The organism is Rhodococcus sp. Ni2, from assembly GCF_021352185.1.
Classification (GTDB): Bacteria; Actinomycetota; Actinomycetes; order Mycobacteriales; family Mycobacteriaceae; genus Rhodococcus_F; species Rhodococcus_F qingshengii.
The window spans coordinates 731,714-744,181 of record NZ_WOXZ01000002.1 but is presented as its reverse complement, the minus strand read 5'-3'; the positions used below and the strand labels follow the sequence as shown (position 1 = coordinate 744,181).

The 12,468-nt window shown below is 62.1% G+C and carries 11 protein-coding genes; 2 read left to right on the top strand and 9 right to left on the bottom strand.

The annotated features are described in order from the left end of the window. The first annotated feature begins 73 nt into the window (after positions 1-73). Positions 74-892, top strand: coding sequence for a universal stress protein (locus tag GN300_RS16990; RefSeq protein ID WP_063314905.1), 819 nt, complete (start codon positions 74-76; stop codon positions 890-892). A gap of 17 nt (positions 893-909) precedes the next feature. Here GN300_RS16990 and GN300_RS16985 read toward each other — a convergent pair whose 3' ends face one another. From GN300_RS16985 to GN300_RS16975, 3 genes are all read right to left on the bottom strand, one after another. After that, entirely contained in the window at positions 910-1,383 is a 474-nt protein-coding gene (locus GN300_RS16985) for an NUDIX domain-containing protein (RefSeq protein WP_007726430.1), read from the bottom strand. Positions 1,384-1,462: 79 nt separating this feature from the next. Next, positions 1,463-3,685: a catalase/peroxidase HPI gene (katG, locus tag GN300_RS16980; protein ID WP_003941458.1), complete on the bottom strand. Its 2,223-nt coding sequence runs from the start codon at positions 3,683-3,685 to the stop codon at positions 1,463-1,465. Between the two features lie 36 nt (positions 3,686-3,721). Beyond that, positions 3,722-4,165: a Fur family transcriptional regulator gene (locus tag GN300_RS16975; protein ID WP_037129600.1), complete on the bottom strand. Its 444-nt coding sequence runs from the start codon at positions 4,163-4,165 to the stop codon at positions 3,722-3,724. Between the two features lie 249 nt (positions 4,166-4,414). Between GN300_RS16975 and GN300_RS16970 the strand changes: the two genes are divergently transcribed. Beyond that, positions 4,415-4,723, top strand: a complete 309-nt coding sequence (locus GN300_RS16970; protein WP_037129603.1) for an amphi-Trp domain-containing protein — start codon at positions 4,415-4,417, stop codon at positions 4,721-4,723. A 27-nt stretch (positions 4,724-4,750) separates the two neighbouring features. Here GN300_RS16970 and GN300_RS16965 read toward each other — a convergent pair whose 3' ends face one another. The 6 genes from GN300_RS16965 to GN300_RS16940 form a co-directional block, all read right to left on the bottom strand. Next, positions 4,751-7,048, bottom strand: coding sequence for a serine/threonine-protein kinase (locus tag GN300_RS16965; protein WP_063314906.1), 2,298 nt, complete (start codon positions 7,046-7,048; stop codon positions 4,751-4,753). Positions 7,049-7,134: 86 nt separating this feature from the next. After that, positions 7,135-8,550, bottom strand: a complete 1,416-nt coding sequence (locus GN300_RS16960) for an FAD-dependent oxidoreductase (RefSeq protein WP_063314907.1) — start codon at positions 8,548-8,550, stop codon at positions 7,135-7,137. Between the two features lie 60 nt (positions 8,551-8,610). Then, complete coding sequence (gene nagB, locus GN300_RS16955) at positions 8,611-9,390, bottom strand: glucosamine-6-phosphate deaminase (RefSeq protein WP_003941456.1); 780 nt, start codon at positions 9,388-9,390, stop codon at positions 8,611-8,613. Beyond that, the gene (murQ, locus tag GN300_RS16950; RefSeq protein WP_039972677.1) at positions 9,391-10,308 is read right to left on the bottom strand and encodes an N-acetylmuramic acid 6-phosphate etherase; all 918 of its coding nucleotides are present in this window, start codon (positions 10,306-10,308) and stop codon (positions 9,391-9,393) included. Positions 10,309-10,379: 71 nt separating this feature from the next. Then, complete coding sequence (locus GN300_RS16945; protein ID WP_003941452.1) at positions 10,380-11,255, bottom strand: MurR/RpiR family transcriptional regulator; 876 nt, start codon at positions 11,253-11,255, stop codon at positions 10,380-10,382. Further along, a complete protein-coding gene (locus GN300_RS16940; protein WP_054780860.1) occupies positions 11,252-12,448 on the bottom strand; it encodes an anhydro-N-acetylmuramic acid kinase in 1,197 nt (398 codons plus the stop codon). Before GN300_RS16940 ends, GN300_RS16945 begins: the two co-directional genes overlap by 4 nt. Positions 12,449-12,468: the final 20 nt, after the last annotated feature.

Genomic DNA, 12,468 nt, shown 5'->3' with positions numbered 1-12,468 from the left:
GTCGCAGGATTGCTGTTCGGCACTGTCCTGCAAGCTAGTTCGCATTCAACAGACACAGCTCGAGGAGTTCACGATGAAGCCCGAACTATCGACTGATCTCATCACCTCGGAGTGGTCCGCGGACGGAGCGGTGGTCGTGTGCATCGACGGATCCCCGCTGCGCCCCGGCGAGATCACGTGGGCGGCTGAGTTCGCACATCGCCACGGTCTCTGGATGCGAATCGTTTTCGTAACTCCGAGCGCCGATCTGAACACCTCGGCATCGCCGACCGGCCTGTTCATGGAGGCCATTCAGATCGCCGAGTCGGTGTCGCCAGATCTTCGGATCCGGACCGATCTGATCTCCGGGGAGAACACCGCAATTCTCACCGCGCTGACAGCTGAGGCCGCCTTGATCGTCGCAACACAGGACGATCCCGCCGCACCTGGACCGACATGTTCGTTCGCAAGAGTCGGAACACCGCGTGAAAGCAGCGCTGCGGCAGCCTTGCCGGTTGTCGTCGGTTTGGACGGAAGCGCCTACAGCGAAAGCGCTCTGGCCATCGCATTCAAGGAAGCAGAGGCAGCGAACACCGAACTGGTCGTCGTGCACGCAGCGCCGCCAGAGGCCGAGCTGCGTCGAGACTTCGCATCCGGGCACTCGCCCCAGCACTCGACGCCGCTGACGTGGCAACTGTCGGGTTGGGCCACGCTCTACCCTGGCGTCGCGATCCGTCAGATCGAGTTCGACGGCCCCTCGGTTGCCATTCTTGAACAACTCTCCACCGAGGCACGGCTTCTCGTCGTGGGCCGGCGCGGACGAGGTTCGTTCGACGACACCGCTCTCGGCACCACGAGCAGTGCGATGATTCGAAAAGCACACTGCCCGGTCATCGTTGCCAGCGAAGCCTGAATCAGATCCTCACCCGGTCAGAAGCCGTAACTGTGGATGGGTGCGAGCTGACCGGAGTGATGGGCTTCGATTACGAAACGCTCGTGGTCGACCAACTTCTCCGGAAGTTCGTCAACCGGCCACCACCGCAGATCTGCAGATTTCAACGGCTCCATCCGGCGTGGTTCACCCGACCACGTGCGGCATTCGTAGAAGAAGTCCACTCGATGATCCACCGGTTCGCTCCCGTCCGCGTGGCGGCGATGCAACACGGTCAGCGGCTTCAGTTCCGAGGAAAGCAACTCGACACCAAGTTCTTCCGCAGCCTCCCGAACGGCAGCGTCGATCGCCGACTCCCCCAGTTCGACGTGGCCCGCAGCAGCGTGAGCCCAGTATCCGTCCATGAATCCCGTGCCCTCGCGCAATTGCAGCAGCACCTCGCGCCGTTGTACCGGGTCGCTTCGACAGAACAGCACGTACACCGCTGGTACCAGCGCAAATTGATCGGCCACACGACCACGCTATCGTGCGCGTGAAATGACGGCGCCCCGCGAGAACAAGCTCGCGGGGCGTCGTCGACGATCTGCTGGATCAGTTCACGTCGAACCGGTCGAGGTCCATCACCTTGGTCCAGGCTGCGGCGAAGTCCTCGGCGAACTTCTGCTTGGCGTCTGCACTGGCGTACACCTCGGCGAGTGCACGCAGTTGCGAATTCGATCCGAAAACGAGATCGACCGCAGTTGCCGTGTACTTCGGATCGCCCGTCACGCGATCAACACCGTCGTAGACGTTTTCGTCCGTCTTCGACGGCTTCCACTCGGTACCCATGTCGAGAAGGTTGACGAAGAAATCGTTGGTCAACGTCTCGGGACGATCGGTGAACACGCCGTGACGGGTATTGCCGAAGTTCGCGTTCAGCGCGCGAAGTCCGCCGACCAGCACTGTCACCTCGGGCGGGGTCAGCGACAGCATGTACGCGCGGTCGACCAACAGAATCTCTGCCGGAATCTTCTCGCCTCCCTTGAGGTAGTTCCGGAATCCGTCGGCCCGGGGTTCGAGTACCTCGAACGAGTCGACGTCTGTCTGCTCCTGCGTTGCGTCCGTACGTCCCGGAGTGAACGAGACCGTGATGTCCTGTCCGGCGTTCTTCGCAGCCTGTTCGACGGCCGCTGTACCACCCAGAACGATCAGGTCGGCGAGAGAAACCTTTGCTCCACCAGCCTGGTTGAAGTCCTGCTGAACCCGCTCGAGAGTCTGAAGCACCGCGGAGAGAGCTGCGGGCTCGTTGACTTCCCAATTCTTCTGCGGCTCCAGTCGGATTCGCGCACCGTTGGCGCCGCCGCGCATGTCCGTGCTGCGGAAGCTCGCGGCAGACGCCCACGCCGTCGATACCAACTGCGAAATGGACAGCCCGGAGTCGAGAAGTCGACTCTTGAGGATCGCGATGTCTGCGTCCCCGATCAGTTGATCATCGGCCGAGGGAACCGGGTCCTGCCACAGCTGCGGCTCGGGAACCCAAGGTCCCAGGTAGCGCGTGACCGGTCCCATGTCACGGTGAAGGAGCTTGTACCAAGCCTTGGCGAACTCTTCGGCGAATTCTTCCGGATGATCGAGCCAGCGCCGGGTGATCTTCTCGTATGTCGGATCCAGGCGTAGGGACAGGTCGGTCGTCAGCATCGTCGGGGTGCGTCCGGCCGACGAATCGAACGGATCCGGGATGGTGCCCGCCCCCGCGCCGTCCTTCGGAATCCACTGCCACGCACCCGCCGGACTCTTGGTCAGCTCCCAGTCGTAGCCGTACAGAATCTCCAAGAAGGTGTTGTCCCACTTCGTCGGAGTGGGAGTCCACACGACTTCGAGACCACTGGTGATCGCGTCCTTACCCACACCCGTGCCGAAGGCACTCTTCCAGCCCAGTCCCTGCTGCTCGATGGGAGCACCTTCCGGTTCCGGTCCGACGAGGTCGGCCGGTCCGGCTCCGTGCGTCTTGCCGAAGGTGTGACCGCCGGCGATCAGCGCAGCTGTCTCCACGTCGTTCATCGCCATGCGGGCAAACGTTTCTCGGATGTCGCGGGCGGCCGCTACCGGATCCGGTTGCCCGTTGGGTCCTTCGGGATTGACGTAGATCAGGCCCATCTGCACGGCTCCGAGCGGTCCGGACAGCTCACGGTCTCCGCTGTAACGCTCGTCGCCGAGCCAGGTGTCCTCGGGACCCCAGTAGATCTCCTCGGGCTCCCAGATGTCTTCTCGGCCGAATCCGAAGCCGAAGGTCTTGAACCCCATCGACTCCAGGGCGCAGTTGCCCGCAAACACCAGCAGGTCGGCCCAGGAAACCTGCTTTCCGTACTTCTGCTTCACGGGCCAGAGCAGGCGCCGCGCCTTGTCGAGGCTGGCGTTGTCCGGCCAACTGTTGAGCGGGGCGAAACGCTGAGCACCTTGGCCGCCACCGCCGCGGCCGTCTGCAATGCGATAGGTGCCGGCAGCATGCCAGCTCATACGCACGAAGAGTCCGCCGTAGTGCCCGTAGTCGGCCGGCCACCAATCCTGCGACGCCGTCATCAACGCGATGACGTCGCGCTTTAGCGCCTCGACATCGAGCTTGGCGAATTCCTGGGCGTAATCGAAGTCGGCACCCATCGGATTCGACTTCGACGAATGTGAATGCAAGACAGAGAGATCCGGCTGATTCGGCCACCAGTCGCTGTTTGTTCTCGGACGATTCCCGGTAGGCGTCGGAGACGGGATTGCGGGGTTTTCACTTTCGCTGGTGCTCTCGGTGTTTCCGTCGTGAGCAACCGGGCAACTATCGGACACGGTAATCCCTCCATGAGCGAGTAGAACGGACTTCGATCACGTTTGTGATCGCAAACTCTGAGTTGTCGAGCAGTCGGGACACAGGCCCCAGTAAATGACCTCGGCTTCGTCGAGAACGAAACCGTTGTGCGCCGACGGCGTCAAACACGGTGCCTCTCCGACTGCGCAGTCGACATCTGCAACGACCCCACAGGACCGGCAGACGACGTGATGATGGTTGTCGCCGACGCGTGACTCGTACAGCGCCACCGATCCGGACGGTTGGATCCGCCTGATCAGCCCGGCGTCGGTGAGAGCGTGCAACACGTCGTAGACCGCCTGCCGCGACACCCCCGGCAGAACAGCCCGCACAGCATCGAAGACAGTCTCGGTGGCTGCGTGTGGGCGTGCATGCACAACCTCGAGCACCGTGACTCTGGGACGAGTCACGCGAAGCTCAGCGTTACGCAGTTGGGCTGCATAATCCGGCGTCGAAGGCACCTTTCCACTATTGCGCAATCTTCTGGACTGAACCCAGACTTTCGCGAAAATCATCGCGGACAGGGCCCTCCCGACCGATTCGTCCGTGCTGGAAGTGAGCCGGATTCCTCGCTGTTTCTCACGCCCCCAACAGCGCCTTCAGGTTTGTTGCGCGTCGACGCGTCCCGCTGTGTGGTTCCACAAACTCCGACAATCTCCCCTTCGTCCAACTACCGTGAAAGGGAGAATCCGCCGAGGTCAGGAGTGCTCGTGCCCAAACTGGAGATCAAGAGGAAGTCAGAACTCTCACGGCAGGAAGTCGCCGACCGACTCATCGCCCTCGGCCAAGCCCTCGCCAGTGGATCGGAAGTGGAGCTGGGGTCGGGTGGGGACTCGATCGAAATCAGTGTTCCGGAACAGGTTCGGTGGGAACTCGAGATCGAAGTCGACGGCAACGAAGTCGAGATAGAAATCGAGATTCACTGGCGCGACGACCCTCAGGAAGAATCGGAAGAGAAGTCTCCGCCTCGCACCAAAGCAGTTCGTCGCAGCCGACCACGCAAGAGCACTTCCACATAGGCCGACTCGAATACGGTTGTTCGGCACTTACGGAGACGCCGACACCTCGAGAGACACGACGCGCAGCAGTGCTCGGAGGTCACTTTCGATCCGTCGAAACAGTTGATACACAACGATGAATCCGGCGATCCCGCCCAAACACAGCGCACGGACTGTTGCGTTGAGTTCCTCACCGGCACCCGAACCGACAAAACTGAGCCCCGCGATTCCCACCAGTGGAACCGACGCCGCGACTGCGAGGTAACGCGTGCTGCTCCGACCCAACGAGCGAATATCGCGTCCGTCATCGCTTCGTAACTCGCCGTGTGACAACAAGATCGGATACAGACATCGAACCGAGTAGTACGTCAGGATGAAGAACGGATACGCGACTGCGACGGCGCCGCACACCGCCAGCGACGACATCAGGTGCACGTAGGCTCGCTGCGGAATTCCGCCGGCGGCAATCTGCAATGCGACCGGATATGCGATACCGGCCAGAACCCACAGACCGAATGCGATCACCACCGCGCGATGTCCGACATTCAGCGTCGCGGTACGCGCTTTGTTCAAGACCTCCGCGCTGTACGTCTGACCGTTGCGCAGTCCGTCAGGCACGGTGAGTGCAAGCCGACACCAATACAGGATCGCTGCGGCACCGAGAGAGAACGCAGCCACCCCGATGACCAGATGAACCTGCTCGAGATGCTGCTGAGCCTGCGGCGAGAGACCCGAGATGATCAGCATCTTGTTGTAATAGTAGTTGTAGCCCGCCGCAAGAAGATTCGGAATTCCGATCGCGGCAAGCACTATCGGCAGCGCCCACTTCCACAACGTCGAACGTGGACTCCCTTCCGGTGGGTCCACCAGATTGCGAGCAGACCGGTCCAGACACAGTGCGAACTGACGAGCCAACTTTCGGCCGCCAGACCACCTTCCGTCTCTCTCCGGCGAGAGAGACTTGACCAGAACTCGGCGCAGCGCCGGCGGACAGTCGTCCGGTAGCCGTGCCTCGGCTGCGGGATCCACCCCGCGCCGGCGGGCCTCGAGCGCCTTCTTGGGCGACGGTGGGCTCTCCCCCGTACCGTCGTCCGTGAAAGGCCTACTCCCGGTGAGGAGTTCCCACAACATCACGCCCAGTGCATAGATGTCGCTACGGGTGTCGAGTGTGCCAGGCGCCCCCACCGCACAGGCCTCCAATTGCTCCGGAGACATGTAGGCAAGCGAGCCTCCGACAAAACATGCAGCGTCCTCGGTCGAGACCTCCTCGCTCGAGCTGACGTTGAAGTCGGCGAGCTTGGGGATGCCTTCGACGCTGAGCAGGACATTCGCCGGCTTGATGTCCCGATGTAATACGCCGTGCTCACGCGCATACTCGAGGGCATCGGCCAGTCGCATCCCCATCCAGGCCACGGTCTCCGGCCACGACATCGCAGCGATCTCGCTCCGCAGGCTCGTCTCGCTGGGCTTCATCTCTCCCTTCTTCGCCAGGGTCTTGTCGATGGCGTCGAGAAGTAGTTGTCCGGACCGCTGGGCCTGCGGTGTCACGCGGACAAGTTTGACCACGTCGAGCAGGGTCCCACCCGGCACGTATTCCATGAACAGGACTCGCAGTGCGCGTTCCTCGAGCAGCCGTTGATCGAAGACCCGGACGATGTTGGGATGGTCGAGCTGGGCGAGAGTCTGTGGCTCGACTCCAATGTTGCGCGAGATTTTCAACGCAACCCACCGCTGCATCGAGAGTTGCCGAGCGAGGAACACTCGGGCGAATGCGCCGTGCCCGAGTTCCAACACCAGTTCGAAATCGTCCAGGTGCTGCCCGATTTCGAACTCGTCGAAACCCGAGAGTCCCAACATCATCACGTCTTCGCGACCGGCCATCGAATCACGGTCGAACATCTGCTCGAAACTCTCTGCCTGCAAGGGAAACTCGCTGAGGTACTCGGCTGCTGCGACGTCCTCCCCACCCTGCTTCCGCAGCCGGAACTCCTCGTACAGGAGCTCGGCCGGTAATGGTTCTTCGAGTAATTCGGGATACTCGGCACAGTAATCCGTGAGCCGTTTCGGGCAATCATTTTTCAGCCAGCGGTACTCCATGTCGATTCCGACCAGTTCGATCAGCGCCGCCCGACGAATCTTGGCTGGATCAGGCAGATAGTCGCTCAGGTCGGACGGGGTTCGTCCCTCCTCCCAATCCGCCACAAGGCGGCCGAGGCCGTCTGCACCGTTCTGGCCGTCACGCATCACCGGCAGCGTTGAGGGGCGCAACTCGGTGACGGTGCCCCGTTCGGTCAGGGGCCCGCTCGCGATTGTCGCGTCACTGGCCTGCGCACCACGTTCATTCATGACACTTCTGTTCCGCACCTCGATCACAATGAATCGGAGTGACTCACTTCAGCGTAACCCCGGTGGTACTCCAGACCCCAGCGAATCTATTCGGCGTGAACTGCCGACTCCGTGCCGATGCGAACGAGTTCGTCGCGCTCTTTGATTTTGATCCGATCACGCCCATGCTTCACACCGAGGGCACGTTCGGCGGCATCGATGCGAAGCCATCCGTCCCAATCGACGGGCACCACTCTGCCGGCCCTGAGGACCTCCGCGATCCGGCCGTGGACGGCTCGACGCTCGTATGCCGAATCCAACTGTCGCAGCAAGGTTTCGACGGTTTGGCGTGCATCAGGCCGAGCCGCACCGATCAGCCCGGCGGCACCTCGCTTCATCCAGCCCGTCACGAACAAACCTGCGATCGGCGAGCCGCTCTCGTCGACCGCTGCGCCGCCCTGGTGCGCAACATTGCCGCGTCCGTGATCGAAAGGCACCCCGGCAAGTGGCGTCCCGAGAAATCCGATTGCCCGGTACACAGCTTGAACCGGATAGTCGGTACAGATACCCGAAGCGGTGACGTGACCGTATCCGTCCGGGACTGTCCGCTCGACGCGGAGTGCCTCGACTTTCCCGTTGCCGAGAATCTCCACGGGCTGTCGGTAGAAGTGCAGGTGAACTCGACGCTGGGCAGTTCGGTCGGCAGGCGCAGTGTCCGCGAAACCACGGAGTGTCTCGACTGCCAGTCGGGTGTGCACCAACTGTTTGGTCATCCGCTCGACATGCCGGTCCGGTACGACATCGACAGAATCGACGACAACATCTACGCCGGGTAGTTCACCGAGAGCGCGCAACTCGTTCGGGGAGAAGCGAGCGTCGGCTGGTCCGCGCCGGACAAAGATGTGTACTTCGCGAACTCGACTGCCGGCGATCCCTTCCCGAACTTGGTCGGAGACGTCCGTGGCCTGCAGCGATTGCGCCTCGGCGAGGAGCATACGGGTGACGTCGAGTGCGACGTTGCCACCTCCGATCACTGCGACCGATTCCGCGTTCAGCGGCCACTGCGGCGAGCTGTCCGGGTGATCGTTGTACCAACCGACAAACTCGGCGCCACCGAAAGAACCTGGAAGCTCGACGCCGAGAATGTCGAGAGGTGCATCCCGCGGCGCACCGGTTGCAATGATCACGGCATCGTAGGACGAACGTAGGTCATCGACGGAAAGGTCCTTTCCGATCTCCACGTTGCAGAACAGCCGGAACTCACTGGCGACCAGCGTGGTGTGCAGAGAATGGGCGAACTTTTCGGACTCGGGGTGCCCTGGTGCGAGACCGTAGCGCACCAGTCCGTACGGCGTCGGTAGACGCTCGAACACGTCTGTCTTGGTGCCGGGCGCAAGTTCGGCGAGAGCGCCGGCGGCGTGGATTCCCGCCGGCCCCGCTCCGACGATCGCGACACTGAGCGGTGGTGAGAAGAATCGGGGCGCCGCAGGCGGGGATACCGCTGGACCTCTGGCGTTGATCATCCCCCGAGGCTAGGACCTCAACTGCGCTGGAGATCAAGTCCGCTTTCAGCAGCCCGCTTTTCAGTAACCTTGCTCTGCAGGCTTGTGCTCGGTTGTGTAGCGGTAGAAGTCCGCTAGTTGGAGTTCGCCGGCAGCTGCCTCGTCGACTATGACGGTCACGTGTGGATGCAGCTGCAGCACCGACGCCGGGCAGAATGCCGAGACCGGACCTTCGACCGCGGCCCGGACGGCGGGCGCTTTGCGGGCGCCGTCCGCGATCAGGACGAGATGCCTTGCATCACTGATGGTTCCGAGCCCTTGCGTGATCACATGATGCGGTACGTCGGCTGGGTCTGCGAAGAACCGTGCATTGTCGGCGCGGGTCCTCTCGGTCAAGGTCTTCACTCGGGTGCGCGATGCAAGCGAGGAGGAGGGCTCGTTGAAACCGATGTGTCCGTTCAGGCCGATGCCGAGGATCTGCACGTCGATGGGACCGTTTTCGGCGATGGCAGCGTCGTAACGCCGGGCAGCGTCACTGGGATCCGCGGCCCCGCCGTCGGGGCTGAACACTCGCGCATTGTCGATGTCGAGGTGATCCACGAGTTCCGTGCGGATGGTGTGCGCGTAGGACTGCGGCTGATCGGACGTGAGACCTACATACTCGTCGAGAAGATACGCGCTCATCGCCGCGAACGACACTCCCGATTCTCGATGCCTCTTGATCAGCTCTCGATACGTGTGCAGCGGTGACGATCCGGTCGCGAGGCCGAGCGTCCGCGCTCCGTTTTCGATTGCGCCGCAAACGATATCGGCAGCGATTCGCCCGCCGTCCTCCGGACTGGGAACTATGACGATTTCCATTCAGACTTCCTCACTGCTCTTGCCGGCTCCGACGATGGCCTCACGTACCGAACCCGAAGCGCGGTCCAACAGTTCGGTTGCTTCGGCGAAGTCGCATTCGGCCAACAACATGACGACCGCTGCCTTCACATGACCATCGGCATTGTCGATGGTCTCCGCAGCGATCTCGGTATCGACTCCGGTGGCTGCCGCGACGATCCGGTTCGCACGATCGACAAGCTTGGCATTGGTCGGCCGAAGATCGACCATCAGATTGTGGAATGCCTTCCCGGAGCGAACCATACTCGCCGTGGAGAGCATGTTGCACACCATCTTCTGCGCAGTTCCGGCCTTGAGCCTCGTCGATCCGGTGAGGATTTCGGGGCCGGTCTCCACTTCGATGGCCACGCCGGCGTGAGAACTCATTGCCGCGTTCCGGTTGCACGAGACTGCCACTGTTGCAGCGCCGAGTTCGCGGGCGTGATCGAGTCCCCCGATGACGTAGGGGGTACGACCGCTGGCAGCCAGACCCACCACGACGTCGTTGGCGTTCAACGAGATTGCGTCGAGATCGACCCCAGCCGCTCGCGGATCGTCCTCTGCCCCCTCGACGGCGTTCAGAAACGCTCCAGGGCCACCGGCGATGATGCCGATCACCTCGCCCGGATCGGTCCCGAACGTCGGAGGGCATTCCACCGCGTCGAGAACTCCCAGACGCCCACTTGTCCCCGCTCCCAGGTAGATCAGTCGACCACCTTGTGCTCGGGCCGCGACGATCAAGTCGACTGCGGCTTCGATGGCGGGTAGTACCGCTGCCACCGCGCCGGCCACGATTGCGTCCTGTTGATTCATCACCGTCAGCAGACCCGACACCGACATGACATCGAGATCGCGGGTCAGAGGGTTGGGTCTCTCGGTGGAGAGCATTTCCAATTGCATTGTGGCGAGTCCTCCTCGATCGATATTCATTACGACGACTCCTCGTCAGTACTCACAGCGACGACTCCTCGTCAGTGCCGCTTCGAAGCAATGGCATCATGGCTTCGTTGCAGAGCAGAGAGTGCGCTGGGCAGCGAGTGCGCCACCATCGCAAAAATTGTGTCGACTACCAACAGCTGACCGGTGCGGCTTGCCATCGCAGCCGATCGGAAACCGAATTCTCTACCGGCAGTGAGCAGAACGTGATGTGACTGCACGGCGAGCGTCGATCGTGCCCCTCCGGTGATCGCAGCCGTCGACGCCCCGGTTCGACGGGCAAGGGCAAGTGGTTCCACGACATCCGAAGTCTCACCCGAATGTGAGATCCCCACTGCGATGTCGTCCGGTCCGAGCAAGCTGGCGCTGACCATGGCCGCGTCTCGGTCGAGATGAACCCGGCAGTTGACGTCGATGCGAGAGAGCTTCAACGTGAGGTCTTGCGCGACGATGCCAGAGGCGCCGATGCCGTAGACCTCGACGCGGCGGGCGGATCGAATCCGGGACACAACTTCTTCGAGCGCAGCAGGATCTGTCAATTGCGCCGTGCCCTTGAGTTGTTCGGATTCGAACTCGGCGAGCTTGGCCATCACCTCACCGGCCGAGTCGGCAGCAACGATGTCCACACCGAGCGGGATCGTGTTCTCTGTACCGGACCCGCTGATCGCCGCCAGCGCGAGACGAAGCTGTGGATAACCCTCGAAACCGAGTCGTTTGGCTGTGCGGACCACTGTCGCCGTGCTTGTCGACGCTCGTTCGGCGAGGTCGTTGACCGTCAGGGTGGAGGCCAGACTGGGGTCGGCTTCGATGATTTCGGCGATCCGCAGCTCGGCAGGCGAGAGGCTGCTCAGTGATGCACGAATACGAGCAAGCAGGTCGACGGACGCCGGAGCACTCCGGTCCAAAGTCATAACGCCTCGATTCGCATCGTTTTCGGAGCTGACGGCACCGATGTGATTCTAGGCAGCCCACGGCTTCCTGGCGTCAGAGATCCGAGCACACTGGCGTGACGCGCACCGGTGCACGAAGCGATGCTGCCGGGCAATCCGTGTGCGGTGAGATAGCCGAGAACCGCGAAAGCCAATGCTTCCTTGATATCGGAGGTGACGCCGAGCTCGTCCGAAGAGACAAGCGCGATGTCGCCCAGTTCGTCACGAAGCATCGCCATCAACGTCGGGTTCTTGGTGCCACCGCCTGACACCACCACTTCGGTAGCCGCCAGCGCTTTGACGGAATCGGCGACGGTCCGGGCGGTCAGTGCAGTCAGTGTCGCGACGATGTCGGCCAGAGACAAGGATTCGTAGCCCCGCAGTGCGGCGAGTAGGTAGTCCCGATGGAACAATTCCTTGCCTGTGCTCTTGGGAGCGGGCTGCGCGTAATACGGTTCGCTCAGTAGTTGTGCGAGCAGATCGACGTTCGGTGTGCCGGCTGCGCCCAGAGCACCTCCGAGATCGAACCACTGCTCCCCGGCAGTGAATTCGCCTACCGCAGCGTCGATCAACGCATTTGCGGGGCCGGTGTCGAAGGCAATCGGTACTGCGGCACCATCTGCCGTCGATGTCGGGGCGCCTCCCGGAGCAGTGACGTTCGCGATGCCACCGAGATTGAGCGCGACGGAACCCGAAGTTCTTCCGTTGAGCCACAATACGTCGAACGCACTGACCAGTGGTGCACCCTGACCACCCGTCGCCACGTCGCGAGAGCGCAGGTCCGACACGACCGTGCATCCGGTCTTCTCGGCTATCCAGGCCGGCTGCCCGAGCTGAAGAGTGCCCTTTACTTGCGCTCCTTCGACCCAGTGGAACATCGTCTGACCATGTGAGGAGATCAATTCCGCACTGCCACCGCACAGTTCCTCGTTCGCCCGCGCAGCCACGGCCGCAAATGCCTGTCCGATCTCGGTGTCGAGTTGGCAGATCTGACCGACAGTGGTGGACGCCGGCGGTACCGCAGCCGCCACCGCAGCCCGCAACTCACCGGAATACGGTTCGCTGACCATGCCCAGTGGGGTGAGCACAAGAGTGTCCCCGTCGATCCGGATGTCTGCTGCGGCAGCATCGATAGCGTCGTACGAAGTACCGGACATCAGACCGATGACTCTCATGAAATATCCCTTACTCGCAT